Source organism: Algihabitans albus (assembly GCF_003572205.1).
GTDB classification, from domain to species: domain Bacteria; phylum Pseudomonadota; class Alphaproteobacteria; order Kiloniellales; family DSM-21159; genus Algihabitans; species Algihabitans albus.
This window is the reverse complement of the sequence record NZ_QXNY01000002.1, coordinates 237,717-257,260: the sequence shown is the minus strand read 5'-3', so window position 1 is coordinate 257,260 and position 19,544 is coordinate 237,717. Positions and strand designations below refer to the sequence as shown.

The following is a 19,544-nucleotide window of genomic DNA, read 5'->3' as shown; positions in this document are numbered from 1 at the left end:
TCCCAACTTTAATGGGATGAAGTATTGGAAGAAACTGCCTCCATTGGCAACGAGGCAGGATGATCCATGAGAATACTCGTAACCGGCGCGACGGGCTTCGTCGGTAAAGCTGTCACGGATGAACTGCACTACCGAGGCCATGACATCGTCGGGCTGGCGCGCAGCAAAAGCATCGCCAGCGCACGCCTTGTTCATTTCACGGTTCATGACGCTTCGTAATGCCTCTCACAGATAGCGGGGAGACGCTCGATTTCCGGGCCTCCGAAACAGAGCCGCTTGACCCCAGCAAAGGAAAGCAAAACTCATGCGACATCCATTGACCCATTCCATAAACGTCCTTTGCATCACAGGCGCGTTGCTTTTTGGCGCCGCGGCGCATGCGCATGCGCAAGCGGACTGGTCAGACGCAGCGTCGCTCCCATCGCCGCGTCAGGAAATCTATGCCACGACCCATGATGGATTGATCTTCACGGCAGGCGGGCTTGCCGAACGAGCGTCTGCGGTTCGTGACGATTTTCTAGCCTATGATCCGCAGACTGACAGCTGGCAGGAACTGCCGAACCTTCCCGCGGCCCGTCACCACATCACGCTGTCGACGCTTAACGGCATGATTTACGCGGTAGGCGGCTTTTCCGGCGCTTTTCCGAACTGGAAGCCCGAGACCTCAGCCTACTTCTACGATTTCGAGACCGCGCAATGGAACGCGCTTCCCGATCTGCCCGTGGCGCGGGGTGAGCATGTCGCCGCGGTCGTCAATGGATTGCTCTATGTGATCGGCGGGCGCGTAGGCGGAACGGCATCCGCAGCAACCTTCAATGAGCATCGTGACACGAGTCGCGTCGACATCTTCGATTCGGAAGCGGGAACATGGTTGCGGGGCATCGATGCGCCCACCGCCCGGAACAGCGCCGCGAGCGCGGTGATCGACGGCCGGATTTACGTCGTCGGCGGCCGGCAGTTCCTCGAACAGCCCGATGGTAGCCCTGCCAGCGTTAACCTGGCTTCGCTTGAGGTGTTCGATCCCGCAACGGGGTTGTGGTCGGTGAAGGCGCCGATGCCGCAGGCGGCCGGCGGGCTTGGCGCTGCCGCAGTCGATGGCAAGCTCTACGTCGTCGGTGGTGAACAATGGGTTCCGACCCGGGAGGTCTTCGCCGAAGGGTGGGTCTACGATCCCGCGACGGACGAATGGGAAGCGATCCCCGGCCTGAACGTCCCGCGGCACGGATTGGCCGCAGCGGCAATCGACGGCCGTATCCATGCAGTGGGCGGTGCGACCGAAACCGGCGCCGGCGACGTCACCGCGCATGAAGTGCTCACCATCCGGCCCTGATCCCCGAAATCGGCCCGGCGCGCCACCGGGCCGCGAAAGATAACAACATGGCACTGATACTCACGCCGGACGTCCCCCACTTCGACGCCCCCAAGAAAATCCTGGCCCGTTCAACATTCGCCGTCGATACGGTGACCCGGTCGTCTAGCTTACCGCCGTGAATGTGAATTTCACGATACGCGCGCTCAAGACCAGGACCTGTTCCGCAGCGATTGCCACGTTTTGGCTCGCACTCGCCGGTCCGGCCGCGGCGGCTGACCCTGTGCGGGTTTCGACCGCGACTGTTGAGGCCCAACCCGTCGTAGAAGAGGTTTCACTCGTCGGCACCGTCGTCGCGCCGCGGTCCGCTTCCGTTTCGACTGAAATCGCCGGTCGGGTGGCCGAAGTTGCAATCGAACTCGGCGACAGGATCCAAACCGGGGCGCCGCTCGTCCGGCTCGACGACATGCTTGAGCGGCTCTCCCTGGCCCGCTTCGAAGCGGCGGAGCGCGCCGACATCGCCCGGCTCGAGGAGGTCCGCCGCAGGCTCGCGGACGCGCGGCAGCTCGTCTCGCGGCAGAGCATGCCCGTGAACGAAGTTGAGCGGCGCGAGTCGGCGGTCGCCGAGGCCGAGGCGATGCTCGCCGAAGAACGCGCCGAGATTGCACAGAGGCGCGAGCGGATTGCGCGCCATGTGGTCCGTTCGCCCTTTGCGGGGACGGTGGTGGCGCGGATGGTCGAAGCCGGCGAATGGGTTGAGCCGGGCGATACGGTGGTCGACCTCGTCGCAACGGACCAGCTTGTCGTCGATCTCGCCGTCCCGCAGCGCCATTTTCCACGGATCAGCTTGGAGACCCCCGTGACGCTCCGTTTCGCGGCGCTACCGGGCACGTCCGTCAAGGCGCGCGTGCTCGCCCGCGTGCCGCGGAGCGATCCAATGGCTCGCACTTTCCGCCTGCGTGTCGAGCCGGTGGACAGCATGCTCGAGATTGCGCCGGGCATGTCGGCCGACGCGACGCTCCAGCTCATTACCGGCGGAGAGGCTGCGGTCGTGCCGCGCGACGCGATCACCCGCTATCCGGATGGGCGCGTGACCGTCTGGACGGTCGTCGAGAGCGAAGTCGGTCCGGTCGCCGAAGAGCGTGAAGTTACCCTCGGCGCGGCCACCCACGACGGGGCGATCTACGCGACCGAGGGCCTTGTGGCCGGCGTCCGGATCGTCACCCGTGGCAACGAGGACCTCGCAGCGGGACGCGTCGTTGAGATCGTTGAGACGGCTGGAGGCGAAGGCTGATGTTCGGCGCCATCGTTACCCGTCCGACGCTCGTCGCCGTGGCGATGCTGCTGGTTTGCCTGCTCGGCCTCGTCGCGGCCTTGCGCCTGCCAGTGCAGATGATCCCAGACCTCGAAGTTAGAACGATCACCATCGTTACGACTTGGCCCGGTGCAACGCCGCAGGACATCGAGAAGGACATTCTGATCGAGCAGGAGGAGTATCTTCGCAGGATCCCTAGCCTGGAGCGGCTGATCTCCCGCGCCTCCTCAGGTCGCGCGGAGATCGAGCTCGAGTTTCCCTTCGACGTCGACATCACTGAGACGCTCATCCGCGTGAACAACGCGCTCAATCAGGTGCCTGACTATCCGCTCAACGTCGATCAGCCGCGGGTCTTTGCCGCTTCTTTTTCCGCGAACGCATTCATGCATTTCGGCGTCGGCCCACTGCCGGGCAATCCTCACGGACTCGACATGACGATGATGCGCGATTTCGTGGAGGACGAAGTGCGCACCCGCATGGAGAGCGTGCCCGGAGTTGAGCAGGTCGACGTTCGCGGCGGGGCGGCTCGTGAGGTGCAGGTGCTGATCGACGCAATGGCACTGGCTGAGCACGGGGTTTCCATCGCAGACCTGCGCACCGCCCTTTCGAGCCGCAATGTCGACGTCTCGGCGGGAGAGGTCGATAACGGCAAACGGCGATATCTCTTGCGTACCGTCGGACGCTTCGATGATGTGGCGGCGATTGAGGCGCTGGTGGTACGTCGCATGGGCGACAGCGTCACGCGCCTCGGTGATGTGGCCGGGGTCCGCTTCCACCATGCCGAGGCTACCGAACGCAGTTTCGTCGACGGTCAACCGGTTCTCAACCTCTCCGTGCGCCGCGAGGCTGGCTCAAACGTGATCGCAATCAAGTACGCGGTGCTTGACACGATGGCCGAGATCAACCGAACAGTGCTTGAGCCTGCCGGCATGCGACTCGCGCTGACGTCCGAGGACGTGGGCTATGTCGAGGCGTCCATCGCCAATGTCTGGCAGAACCTCGCACTAGGCAGCGCGCTTGCGACGCTCGTAATGTTCGCCTTCCTCCGCTCGGTCAGGGCCACTGCAGTCGGCGTGCTCGGCATTCCGGTCTGCACCATCGCGGCCTTCATTGGGCTCCTCGCCTTCGGACGCACAGTCAACGTCATCTCGCTTGCCGGCGTCGCTTTCGCGATCGGCATGACGCTGGACAATTCCATCGTTGTGCTGGAGGCGATTGACCAGGCGCGACGGCGGGGTCTCGACCGCGTGCGTGCAGCGATTGAGGGCGTAGCCTCGGTCTGGACAGCGGTGGTGGCCTCAACCTTCACAACCGTGCTCGTCTTCGTGCCGATCCTTTTCATAGCGCTTGAAGCCGGGCAGCTCTATTCCGATGTGGCGGTTGCGGTCTCAGCCTCGATCCTCTGCTCGATGATCGTCGCGGTCACTGTCGTGCCTGCAGCTGCGGCCCTCATCGACCTGAGCGCCGCGGGCAAAGTTGCGCAAACACGGGTCCGCACAGTCGAACGTCTCGTGGCCTGGCTTATCGGCGGCACGGTGCGCCCGATCGTCACGATCGCAGCGACTGTGGTGGCGAGCTGGGCCGTCGTGGTCCTGCTGACGCCGCCGCCCTCGTACCTCCCAGAAGGAGAGGAGCCGAAGACCTTCGCCGTCATGACGGCGCCACCCGGCTACAACCTTGCGACGATGACGGAAATTAGTCTCGATATACAGGACCGCTTTCTGCCCTATTTGGGCGACGATCCGGCCCGCTTCGCCCGAGGTGAGGTCGATGTGCCGGCCCTGAACTACTTCATCATGCTTATCTCAGCCGAGCGCCTCCTCGTCATCACGGAGAGCACCGACCCGGATCAGCTGGGCGCGCTCATGGATGCGCTGACGGAGAAGTATGAGAGCTATCCGGGGATGCGGGCCTTCGCCACGCGCGGCTCTATCATTTCGTCCAACGACGGCGGCACCCGGTCGATCAATCTTGACGTTTCGGGCGCGGATCTCGCCGAAGTCTACGCGGCGACCCGGGCGCTCTACGACCGAGCCGGCGCGGCCTTCGACAATCCGCGCCTCAACGCCACGCCACCAACCTTGTCGCTCTCACAGCCTATGATCGAGATCCGGCCGGACTGGACGCGCGCCGCCGAACTCGGGCTCTCGGTTGGCGATCTCGGCTTCGCGGTCGCGTCGTTGACCGACGGCGCCTTCGCGGGCGAGTTCTTTCGCGGCGACGACAAGATTGATATCTATTTCTATTCCGCTGACCACACGGCCTCATTCGACCGGCTGGGCCAGATGCCGCTCCATACCCCGGCCGGCATTGTCCCTATTGCCGACGTTGCGGAGATCCGCCAGACCATCGACACCTCGACCATCCGGCGAATCGATGGCGCACGCACTGTCACGCTCAACATCATCCCGCCAGGCGACGTGCCACTCTCCGTCGGCGTCGAGCGCGTACGGTCGGATGTCCTCGATGCCCTGCGGCAGGAGGGTGCGATCCCTGCCGGCGTCAGCGTCTCGATTTCCGGCGCGTCAGACCAGCTCGACGCGACCCAAACCGCATTAACGGAAAACTACGTGGTGGCCGTCGCCATCGTCTACCTGCTGCTCGTCGCCATTTTCTCGCATTGGGGACTGCCGCTCCTCATCATGACGGCTATACCGCTCGGGGTGGCGGGCGGCATCTTGGGGCTCGTCCTGATGAATGCCGTCGGCGCGCTGCTGCCGGCGATTGGGCTTCCGCCGATCTCGCAGCCCTTCGACATGATCTCGATGCTCGGTTTTCTGATCCTGATGGGCACGGTCGTGAACAACCCGATCCTGATCGTCGAGCGCGCCGTGACGAACGCGCGCGAGCGTGGCTTCGAGGCGCGCGAGGCTGTGGTGGAGGCCGTGCGCTCACGCTCCCGCCCGATTGCGATGTCGACGATGACAACGGCCTGCGGCCTTGCGCCGCTTGTCTTCATGCCCGGCGAGGGAACGGAACTCTATCGCGGCGTAGGCGCCATCGTTCTCTTCGGCATCCTGGGCGCTGCCGTGATCTCGCTCACTTTCCTGCCGGCTCTGACATCGCTTGCGCTCAGGGTCGGACAAGGACGCGGTTCCGAGCAGCGCATTCCGGCGCCGGGAGAATGAGCCGGCCTAAGGTATCAGGGGAATGTTGCTGCCGACGTGCCGTTCCTGGACCATGATGTGGAACGTCTGTCACCATGGCCGTGGCACTTGGGCGGCCGCCACCCTTGCCACCATGGGCAACTCTCTGCTGTCCGGCGGCCCGTCAGTAGAGTCCGGCATAGTGCCCTCGCGTGTCACTTCGTAGAATTGGGCGGTGCGGCGTATCGAGCATGCATGCTATCGTAGCGCAATAGCGAAAACGTAGTTCGCATTTTTGTCTCGCACGGCCCGCCATTCGCCGCCGTTTGTGCGACGTCCTACTACCCCGGTCCTATGGCCGCTTTGCGAACAAACATGGCTTTCGCTGCGCCTCGCGCGAACGCCTGTTGCAGCCGGATATACCGGTGGAACGGCTACCTTGGAAGGCGCCGGAGGTTTGGGAAACCTCCTGTCGTCCCGCCCCATCGATCTTTAGGGGCAAGCGGTCGGCGCGGCGAATAACATTGAGGTGTACGGTTATCTTCGACTTCGGGCGATCCGCATCCGACGGGCGGCAGGTCAATCGGGGCGCAGAGCGGGGACAGCCGCAAGTGTCGCAGCGAATGCCAGGCAACTGCAGAAGTGGACGTCACCAAGCGTCTTGCACATGTAAGGGTCGACGTTGCGGATCAACTCGAACCAAGCTGCGCAATCCCGCCGTTTCCCGGGCGTCGCGATCACTCTGTCCCCCGTGACCATTCGCTTCGAGCGAGATCGCTAGTCGAGTGTTCATATCTCCGCCCGCGCGTCGGCCGGAATGGGGCAGTTGGTGCAGATGCGATCATCGCAAAGGCGACAGAGCGTGCGGCGTTCGGTAGCTGTCGTCTCCATTGAAGACAGCATCTTGTGCAGCAGCGCCGCAAGGGTCTCCTGCTCCACGCCGGTCAGCGGGGTCAGCAGCGGCCGGATGGCGGCGAGGCGTCCCTTCAGGAGTTCCTCGCGTAGAGCCATGCCCCGCTCGCTGAGGTAAAGCGCGATCGCCCGTTTATCTCGCCCCTTGCGACGCTCGACGAGGCCATCGGCGACAAGCCGATCGACGAGGCGCACGGTACCCGGGTGGGACAAGCGGAGAATGCCTCGCAGCTGATCGTTGGAGGGGCCGGAGCCGTATCCGATGACAACCAGTGCCGCGGGAGTTTCACCGCCGCGACGAAGGACGTCACGCGCCGTGTCTCCGATGCGGTCGGCGACAGCAAGCCCGACGACACCGAGCAGATTGGCGGTACGGTCGATCATACGTAGTAGGTTATGTGCGGCGCGCACGAATTTCAACTTGACAATATGTGCGCAACGCACATGATTTGACCCGTGGCTAAGCCGTGGCCTCATGGCACCGCCACGGGTCGGCCGGCGCCAACCCGAATTGAGTGTGACCCGGGCGGAGGGCAATACATGCCAGATACGATACGTAGAAGTATGCTTGTCGGCGCGGGACTCTATGCAGCAACCGCGCTTGTTAAGCGGGGCAATGCTCATGCCCAGGAACCGAGCGCCGGCGGCCTGACACTCAGCACCGCCGGCTGGGACGCGAACAGCCCTCCCGAGTTGGAGTTCTTATTTGAGGCGCGTGTCCAACTTCACCTTCCGCCGCTGGATGTGGGGCCGACACCCGAAGGGGAGCGCCTTATCTTTCTCGTAAAGGGCGGCACGTTCGAAGGGCCCCACCTGCGCGGGCGTGTTGTGCCAGACGCAGGAGCGGACTGGGTGCGCATCCGGCCAGATGGGACGGGCGTCCTTGATGTGCGATTCTGCCTGGAGACACACGACAAAGCGATGCTCTATGTCTACTGGCAAGGGCGGTTCTGGTCGGCGCCGGAAGATGCCGAGTATGCGACCGATCTTGAAAAACCGGACGATCCAGCAGGAGCCTGGCGCTACTACTTTCGTGCGGCGCCGCAATTCGAGACCGGCGATCCCCGCTATGCATGGCTCAACAACATCATCGCTGTGACCAAGTCCCGAACGGGCGATGGCGGCCCGATCCACCGCGTCTTTGCCGTGAAGTGATCCATGGCGCACTTCTCGCTCTTCCCGACTCCGCTCGGTGACTGCGGCATTGCCTGGTGCGGCGACGTGATCGTCGCCACGCACCTGCCGGAAGAAAGCTCTGCTGACACCGGCCGCCGTTTGGCCGCGCGAACGGGAGCCACGAAGGGCGAGCCGTCGAGCGTCATCCGTCGCGCCATCGCATCGATGACCGCTCTGCTCGAGGGAGAAGGAACGGATCTCACCCCCATCGTCTGCGACTTCGGCGGGATCGATCCGTTTGCGGCACAGGTCTATGCCGCAACGCGCGCGATCCCGGCCGGCGAGACATCGACCTATGGCGCCATCGCGTCGCAACTCGGCGACAAGCGGCTTGCCCGCAACGTTGGAGAGGCCCTCGGCCACAACCCGTTGCCGATCGTCGTGCCGTGCCATCGTGTCATCGGCGCGGGCGGCAGGCTCACTGGCTTTTCGGCGGCTGGTGGCGTCGCGACGAAGCTCAGGATGCTCGCCATCGAAGGCGCGCAGTTAGGTAGCGCGCCCGGGCTATTCGATGATCTTCCGCTTGCGGCGAAGCCGCGAAGGTGACGCTCCTCGATCCTCGCCCACTTGTGAGAGTGCGCCGGACTGCCCCGCCTTGCGGCGATACCTCGTCCGGCGAGGCCGGGATGATGGGACACGGACCGGAATTCTGACCGAAAGACTTGGCCGAGGACCGTTACACGGTCAAGGTCACCACCCACTTATGCTTGCCGATCTTCCGTGATCGCGCGAAGCCGAGACGCTCGAAGGTCGAGAGCGCTCCGTTGAACAGGAATGCCGGCGAAGCCTTTCGGCCCTCGATGTCTTCCGGGTATCCCTCGATGCGCCCGCCGCCCAGCTTCATGATCTGCCCGATCGCACCCTCAAGCGCGGCGGACGCCACTCCGGTGCCGCGATGGCCCTTGCCGGAAAAAAAGCAGGTGATCCGCCAGTCGGGGAGCATCGGATCGGTCGCCAGATAGGCACGCTGATTATGAATTCGCGGAAGCTCGTCCGGCGATCCGAACTGGCACCAGCCGACGCAGTCCGTCCCATGAAAGACCAGCGAGGCATGCGCCCGCCCTTCCCGAACGCGGCATTCCTTCGCCTCGCGTTTTCCCGCCGGGGAGTCGTCCGAGCCTTCGTCCTTCCCGTGATACCACATGCACCAGCAGCCGCCCCAGAAACCGTTGTTCGCCTCGACCAGACGCGCGAAGTCCGGCCAGGTGTCCGCATCGAGTGCTTTGGTTCCATAGTTTGTCACGGGGTTTCTCGACATCCGCCATCATTATGTGCGCTACGCACATATAGTCAAGCCGAGGATCGTGCGCGCCGTACAGAGTGATGGCCTTTTCGAGCGTCACGACGGTCGCGACAGCCGCCGGCCATCGGAACGTCACCGAGTGCGGGTTTGGACGTGAACGAAACGCCATGCTGCGTTCGCAGCACGCTTCTTCAAAGCCGGCATTCTGTCATGCCGCCCTACCGTTCAGTTGCTGCATCCGCCAAGTTGGGCTCAAAGCCGCCGTAAGCACCAAGGCGTTCCGAAGGCTCACGGCCTCAATGTGCCGGCGTGACGCGTTCGCGCACGACTTCGCAGAATTGAAGAATGCCGCGCACTAGCCCATCACATTATCGTAGCGCTATAGCGAAGGAGTAGTTCGCGTTTTCGTCTCGCATGGCCCGCCATTCGCCGCACATTGCGCGACGGTCTACGGCCTCGGTTCGATGACCGCTTTGTGGGACTTTGCTGCCGTTCCTTGTAGAAGTGCAAATGTCGGCTTTCAGAGTCGGTGAAAAAAGCTGCGATTTGCGCTGCCCAAAACGCGTTAGTTTTGGTCAACCTTCGCCTTCACTACCGAGCGTTTTGCGGCAGCCCATCCCCGATTTCATAGTAGTCGCCCTTCTCCGAGACGAAGATGTGCATCGACAACGAGGTGTTCGTCGGCCCATTAAAGACGCTCATGGCGACGGCGGTCCAATCTTAGTGAACCGGATCCCAGAACAGTGTCGATCCGCAGGTGCCGCAGAAGCCGCGCCGGACCTTCTCAAAGGAATGGTACCTTCGACCGCGATCCGCACGGCGCCGCAAAGGCAGGAGCCCCTATACATCGCTCACCTCCACTGCTCTCTGTGCTCGTGCCCGTCGCCGCACACCAACCGCATTGATCAGACCCTTCGCCTCGGCAGATGGCTCCTGTTCGATGCAGCAGTAGTCTGTTCCGTCTTTGCCGCGTGAGAAAAGCTCGCAAGGAATCATCGTCCGGCTGTCCTTTTCTCAAAAAACTCAATTCGGCCTCACTCGCGTTCTTGGTCAGTATCGCGAAACCGGACCTGCGCCATCCGGCAGCAACTTGGTCGTTTCCGGCGGCGGCCGTTCGCGGCAAGCACCATACGAGCGTTCACCAGCTTCGCCGTTCCGGTGAAGCTGGTGAACGCTCTAGCTCCTGTCATCCGTCTCGTCCGGGTTCGTTCGGATCGCTGGAGAACAATGCGATCTTGTTGCCTTGAGGATCGCGAAGGTATCCAACGAAAAAGTCCGGCCCGTACGACGCCCGGAAGCCGGGCTGGCCTTCATCAATACCGCCCGCCGCAAGCGCCGCGGCGTAAAGATCACTAACCTGCTGTTGATTGCGCGCCTCGAATGCAACCATTGTTCCGTTCCCGGCCGAGGCGGGGCGCCCATCAAAGGGAGACTTGACATAAAACTCCGGCAGACTCGGCGACCGGCCCGGTATTTCGGGCAGCGCGTAGCTCAGGTCACCATGATACTTCTCCAGCCGGTAGCCGAGGTCCGGCAGGAATGCGGAGTAAAAGCGTTCCGCGCGTTTGATATCGTCAGCGCCAACTGTGATGTAGGCAATCAATTTGTGGGTTCCTTTCCGGTTTGTAGATTGCTTCAATCCGAGATCAATCGTGTTTTGGTCGGCGGTTCGCCGTGGTCCGTCTAGAGCAGCCAGAAACGTCTCGCACGTTCAGCCTGCGCTTCCTCTATCGTCATACCCCTGCATTCGGTTGGGATGTCGTAAGGAAAACTTTTCTTCAGTTCCTTGCGCGTGAGCGAACGTGCCTTCGCCATGATGCGGGCGGAGTGGCAGTGGGCACGCGTCCGCTTTCCGGCGATCTGCAAGCGGCGCTGACGCTTAGAATTGTTGTGCCACATGCGAGTGCGGCGGCGAGGCCAAACATGACGCCCTACGAGATGCCTGCCGCCGTCCCGGCCAGAACCGCTCCAAACGCGCCGACACCATCCAGAAGGGCGAAACCCGTTCGCCGCTGATTCTATGCCATTTGAGGACGCCAGCACCCGGATCAACTCGTCGCGCGAGCCCATGATCCGGACTTCGTGCTCGGCGACCTCGACTCGTTGCACAGCGGCCGGCCTACAAAACAGCAGGCAAACGCTTCCGAAAGCCCGGGAAGAACTTTGGATTGATCGCAGGCCGATCTTACAGCGCGACGACGCCGGTCAGCGAAAAGCAAGCTTCTACGCGTGAGGCGAGTCATACGGTGTAGAGATGCCGGATCATGACCTCTAGTCGCACTGTCCGAGCGTTCTGACATGCCGCAGCGCCACCGCCGCGAGGATGGCGAGCAGCGTGACGCCAGCCGCGCCAAAAATGGCTGCACCGTTGAAGCCTGCTATGAACGCAGCCTGCGCTTCTCCGATCAGCCCCGCATGCAATTCTGGCGCTATAGCTGATGCCGCCCAGAGGCTGTCACCCAGCGCTTCGTGAGCTTCCTCGGAGAGATTTTCGGGCATCCGGTCAAGCATTGTGCGTCGATAGATGGCCGTGGCAAGGCTGCCGAGAACGGCGATGCCGAGCGAGACCCCCCAATCCTGAACGGTCTCGGACATGGCCGAGGCCGATCCCGCCTTCTCGGGCGGCGCTGACCGAATGACGAGATCCGTCCCGAGCGCGGCAATGGCCCCGTTGCCGAGATAGGCCAGCGCCAAACCGGCGACGACCATCGGAACGCCGAGAGCCCCAGCGCCAACCTCGGTGAGCATCAGATATCCCACCGCCGACAGAACGAGCGATCCGGCGACGACGAAGCCGGGACGGACACGCCTTGCAGCAAGCGGTGCGCCCACGCCGCCGGCGATCATGCCAAGCGCTGCGACGCCCATCCATAGGCCAGCAGTGAAAGCGGAATGTCCGGCCACCAGTTGCAGGTATTGGGCGACAAGCAACATGGTCCCGCCAACCGTCGCCAGCCCGAACAGCAGCACGATCAGCGCCACGGAAAAAGCACGGTTAGAGAAAATCCTCATATCGAGCAACGGATCGGCAAGCCGGCGTTGCCGCCGGACGAACAGAAAGCCGAATACCGTTCCAATCGCAATTGCGCCGATCGCATCGGAGGTAAGACCGTATTTGGCGATCTGCTTGATACCGTGGATCGCCGGCAGCATAGCGGCGAGCGAAAGCAGCACGCTGAGAAGATCAAGCCGCCCGCTGTTCGGTGCGCGATACTCGGAAAGCAGGACGGGGGCGAGCAGAAGCAACAGAACGACGATGGGCGCGGCAACGAGGAAGGCAGCGCCCCACCAGTATTCCTCCAACAGATAGCCTCCGACGACGGGTCCCAGCGCATAGCCAATCCCAAAAATCGTGGCCCATATGCCGAAGGCAAGCGCGCGCTGGCGCGGGTCGGCGAACAGGTTGCTGATGAGCGCCAGGGTCGAGGGCATCAGCGTTGCGGCGGCCAAGCCTAGCGCTGCGCGCGCCGCGATCAGCATCGGTGCGCTGGTGGAGAAGGCCACGATTACCGAAGCGGCAGCAAAGGCGGCCGAACCGATCATCAAAAGCCTGCGCCGCCCAATCCGGTCTCCGAGCGTGCCCATCGTGATGAGAAAGCCACCAAGCATGAAGCCCGAGGCGTCCATGATCCAGAGCGCCTGTGTGCTGGTCGGACCCATATCAATCGCCAGCGCAGGCAAAGTGAGAGGCAAGAACGTGAGATCGAGCCCGAGCAGCACGGTCGGCAACGCAAGCAGCGCCAGTCCTAACCATTCGCGCACGCCAGCCTTTGCGGACAATGGTCCCTTGGCTTGGACCGTCGTAGCGTCTGTATCACGATGAAATGTCATATCGCCTCCTTGTGTGAGGCGAACAATCCAGGCAGAATGTTACTGTTACTATAGGGCAAATTATCCTATCACTAAGAGCGACAGGATTGTCTGGCCGAACCCTCGCGCGCAAACGAAGCGATCTGTCCGACTTTGTCACGCGCCATAGAAAGAAACTCACACCTGCCGATGTCGGGCTGCCGACCACCGGCGGCCGACGCACGCCTGGGCTCAGGCGCGAAGAGGTCGCCGCGCTCGCGGGCGTCGGGCTCACCTGGTACACATGGTTCGAGCAGGGTCGCGACATCCAAGTCTCGGAGAGCTTTCTCCTGAATGTCGCCAAAGCCCTGAAACTCGACGACGCCGAGTGCAACCATCTCTTCCTGCTGACCCATCGGCGTCCGCCTCCCCCAGAAGCGCGCCAATGGCCATCGGTCGACCCGCTGATCCAGCAATTGCTGGACGATCTGACGGCGCGGCCGGCTTATGTCTCAAATCTTCGGTGGGATGTCATCGCCTGGAATACGGCGGCCGATCGCCTGTTCAACTTTTCTGGTCGGTCGCAGCAGGACCGCAACGTCATCCGCATGGTATTCGCCGATCCAGAGTTGCGGCGCCGGTTGCCGGCTTGGCGCGAGGATGCGCCCCGGCTGCTGGCGCAGTTCCGCCACAACCTGGCCGCCGCGCCGGACGATCCGGCCATGCTGTTACTGGTAGACGAGCTGAAGAAGGTCTCGCCAGATTTTCGACGCTGGATCGAACAGCCGAGCATGGAGAGCTATCGCTGGGGCGTCGGCGTCGTGCTCGACCACGAGGGCAGACACCTCAGCTTTAACCACCAGATGCTAACGGTGGACGAGCACCGCCACCTCAAGATGATCGTTTACTTCGAGGACTGAGAGTAGTCCGTCATGCCTTCGACTCGAAGACAGAGCGGCTAATCAACTCTACCGCTCACCAAACACCAATCTCCGATAATTGGTTTGACCACCGAGAACTAAGCTTTTCGCCCCTATCCGGCTACTGCGACGTCGTGCTTTAGCGTTGCATAGCGACTAATAAGGCGCTTCATCGAACACCGAGGCGCCGCTACCGTAGAGCTATGGCGAAGGAATAGTTCGCATTTTCATCACACGTGGCCCGCCACTGCTCTTTCGCAAGTCTTTAGACGAACCTCCGCGCTACAGCCTGTCTGTTCCGCAGCTACCGGCATGCCCGGGAGAATATCGAGAAATGGAGGATTGACTGCAGTTTGCGGCGGCCAAGGGCGTAGCGCCAAACACACTCACCGGACGGTTACGTTGAGCCGCCGATTTTGTCCGCTGTTCAATCTGCTTGCTGACAAAGGGCGAGGCCATGGCGCGCATCAAAGCGCTGTAATTGAGCTGGAAAGTGATCTCGGCACCGACGGGCAAGCGTTCGCGGCCGCAATCGATGATCAGGTGATCGCTACTCGATCCAAGGATCCTGATCCCTGCAGGCGGTGTAAGGCCTTCTGGATCGGTGTCCATCACCCCAAGCGCCAGGATGGCTTGCAAAACATTGCCGCTGTCAGCTGACGGTACCGCCGCGCCAAAGGCGTTTTCCGCAATCTCGCCCCATGGCTTGGTTGGCTTGAGCTTCGACTCAATCACTTCAGCAACGAGTGTGATGGCATCTGTGTAGAGCCCCTCTACCAGTGTGCGACGCAGCGGCTCGCGACCGAGCAATATAGACTCTCCGAGACGAAGATTGTTGATCCGGCCTGTGTCTGCACCGCTGAAAATCCAGTTGAGATTGCTCGAATTGCCTCCCGAGACAACTGAGACGATGGGACCGAAGGTTGCGTCGATCGCATCCGCAAGGGTCGACAACTCACCCATGTTTTCCGCGTCCGGCGCAACGCCGCAGCGACATGCCAGATTGGTGCCGATGCCTTTGAGGGAAATGTTGGGAAACCGCAGTGTCCGGCGCACAACACGCTCCAAATCGGCGGGCATGATGCCTTCGCGCAGGTCGCCAAGCTCGACCATCAGCAGGACTCCATGCGTACGCCCCAGTACCTGCGCCGCTTTGGAGAGTTCCGAGATGACATCGAGTTCGGTGTTGAGGCTTGTATCGACGTTCCTGACCACCAAGGCCGCCTGACTGATCATCGGCGAACGGATGAGCGTCATATGCGCGCCTACCGCGTCGTGCCGCATGGTCCGGATGTTTTCAACGCGGGAGTCCGCCAGTCCGCTCACCCCTGCAGCCAGCAATTCTCCGGCAATGTCCGGCTGGCCCGAAAAAGCCTTGGTCACTCCCGAAACGGTAATCCCGCGACACTCAAGCCGACTCACCAGCACGCGCGCATTATGATGGATCTTTGCCAGATCAATCTGCAGGCGCGGGACGATCAATTGACACCGGCAGTCAGCTTCGCCCTGAGCTGCGGGAACGGTACAAGAACCATATTCACCAGATCGTCGGGCGATCGGCACAGCGCATCGGTGACCGGAATGCCGAGTTGATTCTCTAAACGAGAGATTGCCGTAACCACTTCTGTTTTGGTCATCTCCTCATGATTGAGTGTGAGACCGATGACCTTGGTGTCGGCGAACGTTTCGATCAGATTGATCTCACTGGCTGGCGTCGGCATCGGCATGTGCGCGAAGTCGCAGCGATTGAGTCGTGCGGGTGCATGCTGGAGCACAACGCCCTCGGGACAGCTGCCACGCAATATGAACGCGGACGTCGAAAAAGCGGGATGACTGAGCGCGCCTTGCCCTTCAACGATGATGATGTCGGGCGTCTCGGCCTCAAACGCCTCGACGATCGTGGCTTCCAACTCGCCGGCGCAAAACTGTGACGGCACGGCATCCATGGCGATGCCGTAGCGTGCCCCCTGGATCAACCCGGTCTGGCCCGTGCCCACCATGACCGCCTTAATACCGCGGTCGTTGAGCGCGCGGGTCAGGATTGTCGCCGTTGTGCGTTTGCCTATGGCGCAATCCGTGCCCAGCACCGCGATACGCGGACAGGTGACGTCGGCAATCCGGCCGCTGAACAAACGGAGTTCTTTTTGGGGACGCGGTTTGCGGATATCGAGGATGGTGACATCGTTGGCCAAACACGCTGCCGCGAAGACGGGGTCGTCATTGAGGAATTCGTGCAGGCCGTTGATGATGCTGATGCCATACCCCATCGCCTCGATCATGAGTCCGCGCTCGTGTGCCGACAGCATGCCGCTCGACGGCGCCATTCCGAATATGAAGTAGTCGGGCACCTTTTCAGCTTGGGCCAGCGCTTCGATCAGGTTGGCGGTAACTGGTATTCCGTTCGGCGCATCTCCCAACACGACACCGGAATCGCGCCCGGCCTTCTCACTGTCGATGACCGAGAGGATTTCATACTTCTCCGAATGCCGGACCAGACCATTTGCTGTCTTGCCGTCAATGGCGCCGAAATTGCCTTCGCAATAGACGATGGCCGTGTTGGTCGTTTTTGAGTCCGGGATATCCGGAAACCGAACCACCGATGTGGAATCTCCGACAACGGTAAAGCGGTTCTTGTGACCTGACGATTTCCGTGGGTCGAGATGTGTCGTGGAGCTCATATCAGTTCCTCAGAGGGTTATCGGCGGCGGCAACGGGATTGCGCCGGTCAAGCCAGTACAGCTCGGGGTCCCGGCGCCCTCAGCGTTCTGGGCGGGACCACCGACGGTCATTGTCACAGGTCATGCGTTCGCGACGACTTCAGGAAGACGCGCTTGCCGCCATCACGTCGCGGCATCGGCTTGAGAAAAGCTCCGCTCCCACCGCCGCAGAGTCCGCAAGAACGCGGCGGGTCCGACTTGGAACGTTATATTACTTGAGGGCGTTTACCGCCTCTCAGCTCTCTGCAGTCAGCGCAATCTTGCAGGTTTCCGCAAGGGCGCGATCCGGCTCTTCGGCGCCCAGAGGCGTTGCCCAACCGGCTTGCTCGACGAGCTTGCGCTGCTGAAACGCGCTGGCGCCCCTGACTTCTGCCATCACAACGGAAAATCTGGGATCCAGTTGCGACTTCTGGACACAATATGGCGTCAGTGCCGCTGCTATGGCAGCCATAGACTGCTTCTTCGACATCTCCGTCGCGGTGCCTTCGGTCACCCAACCACCCCAACCAAATCCGATAATGGCCAAGGCAACAGCGCCGGCTCCCGCGCCCATGAGCGCAGGCTTCATCCACACAGGGAATTCCATGATTACGTCCAATCAGTATTGAAACAGGCACGCATAATCGCGCGCATGATACGTTCTTGTAACACATAATCTCAAATATCCCTCATGATTTGTCATGAGCTTGAACTAGATATCACCAATGCATATATTTAATCTGAGCACACAATCACAATCGTCTATACAATTTAGGAAAACAGAATTTCCTTCAATTTACTTTGATTTATTTAGGTTTTTTGCCCGTTTGCGCAGCACATATGAGGAAATATACCTGTTCCGCTCGACTATCATGCGTTGTCGAAGGCATCAGCTTTGGCCAACCGAACCGAACAGACCACTATCCGAATTCTCGTTTCATTTAATCTGCCGGGGTTTGACCAAGCGCAGCCATCGGGAGACTCCCGAGTCGACCTCGACGAGGAACAGATCAAGGGGATTTCCCAGCTTGCATGGCGACGTGTCGGCACCTTCATCCATTTGCCGGCGATCGCCACCCAAGGGCCGATCCGAAAAATGGTACCGATGAAGCCGGCTGATCTCGATACAGTTCTCCAAAAGGACAGGCAAAAACCATGAGTACTACAAGACGTTTGCCGAGCGATGCAGGATCGATACGAAATGAAGCCGCAACGCATGTCTTCAAGGTCGGTCAGACCGTCAAGCTGAAGAGCGTGCTCGGAAGACGAGCCCCGCAGACGGACCTGTACCGGATCACAGCTACGCTCCCGCCTCGCGGCGGCTCCCCTCAATATCGCATCCGCAACGACGACGAACGTCATGAGCGGGTGGCCACGCAAGACAGTCTCGAACAGGCCGACATTTCGTAATCCGGTTTCTGGCACAACTCTCGGTTTCTGGCACAACTCTCATCGAAAGGACGTTCGGCCATGGCCAAAGGACAGAGACGCAGCAATCGCGAGATCAAGAAGCCGAAGAAAGAAAGGGCTCTGCCCAAGATTGAAGGGGCGTTCAGCAAACAGATTGGGACCGCCAGACCTGCGGGCTCCTCAAGCCGTAAAGGCAAGAGCTGAAACAACGATTCCGGAATTCCCAAATCTCTGCCGCGGCTTGGACGAAGCACGAAACGCCATACGCTTCGCCGGTTACGACGGCCTGATCCGGGTGCCGTTCCTCGTTAAGGTGCCGTGTGGTGATTTCTGGCAGGGGTGCGTCGTCAGAAGCCGCGTCACCTGATGACGTTCAGTGTTTGCCGTCCGAGGATGTTGGAGCGTGTGTGACGTCCGACGAAAGCGACAAACGAATGGCTCATGGCCGGAAGGCAAGAACGATGACTCTCATCAAGACCGACTGCTGGATGCCGCTAGCGAAGCTGTTCTCGAGCGCGTCCTTGCTGCTCGCAATGGTGCTATCTTCCGCACCGCCGGTGTTGGCGCAGGACGGCACCGGCACCGGCCTCGCTCCAGAGAACTCCCATGAGCGGAAGTATAGCAGCGGCTGGGACTGCGACAGAGGCTTTCGAGTGACAGATGGTCAGTGCATCGTTGGACGGTGACATATCGCCGATGGCTCATTCGAAAGAGGGGACGGACATGCGCGTGCGCATCGGATGCAGCCTGAAATACAATTTCCTCCAGCCAACGCCGCTGATCGCGATGCTGAATGTTCATTACTCGCGCTTTGGCGACCTCGAACAGGCCGATTACCTCGTCACCTCCCCAAGCGTTCCGATCGAAAACTACCGGGACGGCTTCGGCAACTGGTGCACGCGAATGGTCGCGCCCGCCGGCGAATTTGCGATCTCCAGCGACGGCATCTTCCGGGATTCCGGCCAGCCCGATCCGATGTCGCCTGAGGCGCGCCAGCATCGGGTCGAGGACCTGCCGTTCGAGACACTCATCTTCCTTCTCGGCAGCCGCTACTGCGAAACCGACCTTCTCTCGGACGAGGCCTGGAGGCTGTTCGGAAACATCGACCCGGGTTGGGCGCGGGTTCAAGCCATCTGCGATTTCGTGCATGACACCGTTATGTTCGACTACATGCAGGCGGATGCGACACGAACGGCCTCGCAAACCCTGGCCGAGCGCCGCGGCGTCTGTCGCGACTTCGCGCATCTCGCCATCGCGTTCTGCCGTTGCGTGAACATCCCGTCGCGTTACTGCACGGGCTACCTTAGCGATATCGGTGAGCCAGAACCGCATCCGCCCGGGGATTTCGCGGCCTGGATAGAAGTCTTCCTCGACGGTCGCTGGTGGATCTTCGATCCGCGCAACAATAAGAGGAGGACCGCAAGGTTCCTCGTTGCCCGGGGCCGCGATGCCGCCGATGTTCCTTTGACGCAGACCTTTGGACCGAACACCCTGAAGGGTTTCCGGGTCTGGACCATGGAAGCCGGAAGAAACGAGCGGTTTGGAGAAGCCAAAGGCAGAAACTAGAACGATGCAGCCCCATGCCCCATCAAGGTCGCAGATCCAATGATCCAGCTCCTCACGCAAGCCGACGGCGTGTCTGAGGATGACGTCCACGGTCTTTACTCAGGGCAGGATCGAAAGCGCAG

Annotated in this window: 17 protein-coding genes; 10 read left to right on the top strand and 7 right to left on the bottom strand. The window is 61.3% G+C overall.

The annotated features are described in order from the left end of the window. Window positions 1-66: 66 nt before the first annotated feature. The 4 genes from DBZ32_RS02760 to DBZ32_RS02745 all read left to right on the top strand — a co-directional run bounded on the left by DBZ32_RS02760 (window position 67) and on the right by DBZ32_RS02745 (window position 5,752). Window positions 67-219 carry an NAD-dependent epimerase/dehydratase family protein gene (locus DBZ32_RS02760; protein ID WP_119165587.1) on the top strand — a complete coding sequence of 51 codons (153 nt, stop codon included), beginning with the start codon at window positions 67-69 and terminating at the stop codon, window positions 217-219. 85 nt (window positions 220-304) lie between these two features. Continuing rightward, a complete protein-coding gene (locus DBZ32_RS02755; protein WP_119165586.1) occupies window positions 305-1,330 on the top strand; it encodes a Kelch repeat-containing protein in 1,026 nt (341 codons plus the stop codon). 157 nt (window positions 1,331-1,487) lie between these two features. After that, a complete protein-coding gene (locus tag DBZ32_RS02750) occupies window positions 1,488-2,603 on the top strand; it encodes an efflux RND transporter periplasmic adaptor subunit (RefSeq protein ID WP_119165585.1) in 1,116 nt (371 codons plus the stop codon). Further along, complete coding sequence (locus tag DBZ32_RS02745) at window positions 2,603-5,752, top strand: efflux RND transporter permease subunit (RefSeq protein ID WP_119165584.1); 3,150 nt, start codon at window positions 2,603-2,605, stop codon at window positions 5,750-5,752. Before DBZ32_RS02750 ends, DBZ32_RS02745 begins: the two co-directional genes overlap by 1 nt. 747 nt (window positions 5,753-6,499) lie before the next feature. On the opposite strand, the gene DBZ32_RS02735 is transcribed toward DBZ32_RS02745, so the two are convergent. Continuing rightward, the gene (locus DBZ32_RS02735) at window positions 6,500-7,006 is read right to left on the bottom strand and encodes a MarR family winged helix-turn-helix transcriptional regulator (RefSeq protein WP_119165582.1); all 507 of its coding nucleotides are present in this window, start codon (window positions 7,004-7,006) and stop codon (window positions 6,500-6,502) included. Window positions 7,007-7,186: 180 nt separating this feature from the next. On the opposite strand from DBZ32_RS02735, the gene DBZ32_RS02730 reads away from it, so the two are divergent. Together DBZ32_RS02730 and DBZ32_RS02725 are read left to right on the top strand one after the other, a co-directional pair. Next, window positions 7,187-7,777 carry a DUF3237 domain-containing protein gene (locus DBZ32_RS02730; protein WP_119165581.1) on the top strand — a complete coding sequence of 197 codons (591 nt, stop codon included), beginning with the start codon at window positions 7,187-7,189 and terminating at the stop codon, window positions 7,775-7,777. A 3-nt stretch (window positions 7,778-7,780) separates the two neighbouring features. Continuing rightward, window positions 7,781-8,344, top strand: a complete 564-nt coding sequence (locus DBZ32_RS02725) for a methylated-DNA--[protein]-cysteine S-methyltransferase (RefSeq protein ID WP_119165580.1) — start codon at window positions 7,781-7,783, stop codon at window positions 8,342-8,344. Between the two features lie 130 nt (window positions 8,345-8,474). Here DBZ32_RS02725 and DBZ32_RS02720 read toward each other — a convergent pair whose 3' ends face one another. The 3 genes from DBZ32_RS02720 to DBZ32_RS02705 all read right to left on the bottom strand — a co-directional run bounded on the left by DBZ32_RS02720 (window position 8,475) and on the right by DBZ32_RS02705 (window position 12,872). Then, the gene (locus DBZ32_RS02720; RefSeq protein WP_119165579.1) at window positions 8,475-9,041 is read right to left on the bottom strand and encodes a GNAT family N-acetyltransferase; all 567 of its coding nucleotides are present in this window, start codon (window positions 9,039-9,041) and stop codon (window positions 8,475-8,477) included. A gap of 1,186 nt (window positions 9,042-10,227) precedes the next feature. Further along, window positions 10,228-10,644 carry a VOC family protein gene (locus DBZ32_RS02710; protein ID WP_119165578.1) on the bottom strand — a complete coding sequence of 139 codons (417 nt, stop codon included), beginning with the start codon at window positions 10,642-10,644 and terminating at the stop codon, window positions 10,228-10,230. 668 nt (window positions 10,645-11,312) lie between these two features. After that, window positions 11,313-12,872 carry an MFS transporter gene (locus tag DBZ32_RS02705; protein ID WP_119165577.1) on the bottom strand — a complete coding sequence of 520 codons (1,560 nt, stop codon included), beginning with the start codon at window positions 12,870-12,872 and terminating at the stop codon, window positions 11,313-11,315. Window positions 12,873-12,958: 86 nt separating this feature from the next. Here DBZ32_RS02705 and DBZ32_RS02700 point away from each other — a divergent pair, with 86 nt between their 5' ends. Continuing rightward, complete coding sequence (locus tag DBZ32_RS02700; protein ID WP_119165576.1) at window positions 12,959-13,750, top strand: helix-turn-helix transcriptional regulator; 792 nt, start codon at window positions 12,959-12,961, stop codon at window positions 13,748-13,750. A 282-nt stretch (window positions 13,751-14,032) separates the two neighbouring features. Here the strand turns inward: DBZ32_RS02700 and DBZ32_RS02695 are convergent, their stop codons facing one another. The 3 genes from DBZ32_RS02695 to DBZ32_RS02685 all read right to left on the bottom strand — a co-directional run bounded on the left by DBZ32_RS02695 (window position 14,033) and on the right by DBZ32_RS02685 (window position 17,053). Beyond that, window positions 14,033-15,313, bottom strand: coding sequence for an alanine/ornithine racemase family PLP-dependent enzyme (locus tag DBZ32_RS02695; RefSeq protein WP_268877931.1), 1,281 nt, complete (start codon window positions 15,311-15,313; stop codon window positions 14,033-14,035). Further along, complete coding sequence (locus DBZ32_RS02690; RefSeq protein ID WP_119165574.1) at window positions 15,229-16,428, bottom strand: DUF1611 domain-containing protein; 1,200 nt, start codon at window positions 16,426-16,428, stop codon at window positions 15,229-15,231. The genes DBZ32_RS02695 and DBZ32_RS02690 overlap by 85 nt, the downstream gene beginning before the upstream one ends. Window positions 16,429-16,702: 274 nt before the next feature. Beyond that, the gene (locus DBZ32_RS02685; RefSeq protein ID WP_119165573.1) at window positions 16,703-17,053 is read right to left on the bottom strand and encodes a hypothetical protein; all 351 of its coding nucleotides are present in this window, start codon (window positions 17,051-17,053) and stop codon (window positions 16,703-16,705) included. Between the two features lie 288 nt (window positions 17,054-17,341). Between DBZ32_RS02685 and DBZ32_RS02680 the strand changes: the two genes are divergently transcribed. The 3 genes from DBZ32_RS02680 (at window position 17,342) to DBZ32_RS02665 (ending at window position 19,422) form a co-directional block, all read left to right on the top strand. Beyond that, a complete protein-coding gene (locus DBZ32_RS02680; RefSeq protein WP_119165572.1) occupies window positions 17,342-17,605 on the top strand; it encodes a hypothetical protein in 264 nt (87 codons plus the stop codon). Between the two features lie 712 nt (window positions 17,606-18,317). Beyond that, window positions 18,318-18,542: a hypothetical protein gene (locus DBZ32_RS02670; RefSeq protein WP_119165570.1), complete on the top strand. Its 225-nt coding sequence runs from the start codon at window positions 18,318-18,320 to the stop codon at window positions 18,540-18,542. 37 nt (window positions 18,543-18,579) lie between these two features. Next, window positions 18,580-19,422 carry a transglutaminase-like domain-containing protein gene (locus DBZ32_RS02665; protein ID WP_119165569.1) on the top strand — a complete coding sequence of 281 codons (843 nt, stop codon included), beginning with the start codon at window positions 18,580-18,582 and terminating at the stop codon, window positions 19,420-19,422. The last annotated feature ends 122 nt before the right edge of the window (window positions 19,423-19,544 follow it).

Bases quoted from the DNA above. Each gene is read 5' to 3' on its own strand.
- DBZ32_RS02760 (WP_119165587.1), top strand. From the start codon at position 67: ATGAGAATACTCGTAACCGGCGCGACGGGCTTCGTCGGTAAAGCTGTC.
- DBZ32_RS02755 (WP_119165586.1), top strand. From the start codon at position 305: ATGCGACATCCATTGACCCATTCCATAAACGTCCTTTGCATCACAGGC.
- DBZ32_RS02745 (WP_119165584.1), top strand. From the start codon at position 2,603: ATGTTCGGCGCCATCGTTACCCGTCCGACGCTCGTCGCCGTGGCGATG.
- DBZ32_RS02735 (WP_119165582.1), bottom strand. From the start codon at position 7,006: ATGATCGACCGTACCGCCAATCTGCTCGGTGTCGTCGGGCTTGCTGTC.
- DBZ32_RS02730 (WP_119165581.1), top strand. From the start codon at position 7,187: ATGCTTGTCGGCGCGGGACTCTATGCAGCAACCGCGCTTGTTAAGCGG.
- DBZ32_RS02725 (WP_119165580.1), top strand. From the start codon at position 7,781: ATGGCGCACTTCTCGCTCTTCCCGACTCCGCTCGGTGACTGCGGCATT.
- DBZ32_RS02705 (WP_119165577.1), bottom strand. From the start codon at position 12,872: ATGACATTTCATCGTGATACAGACGCTACGACGGTCCAAGCCAAGGGA.
- DBZ32_RS02690 (WP_119165574.1), bottom strand. From the start codon at position 16,428: ATGAGCTCCACGACACATCTCGACCCACGGAAATCGTCAGGTCACAAG.
- DBZ32_RS02685 (WP_119165573.1), bottom strand. From the start codon at position 17,053: ATGGAATTCCCTGTGTGGATGAAGCCTGCGCTCATGGGCGCGGGAGCC.
- DBZ32_RS02670 (WP_119165570.1), top strand. From the start codon at position 18,318: ATGACTCTCATCAAGACCGACTGCTGGATGCCGCTAGCGAAGCTGTTC.
- DBZ32_RS02665 (WP_119165569.1), top strand. From the start codon at position 18,580: ATGCGCGTGCGCATCGGATGCAGCCTGAAATACAATTTCCTCCAGCCA.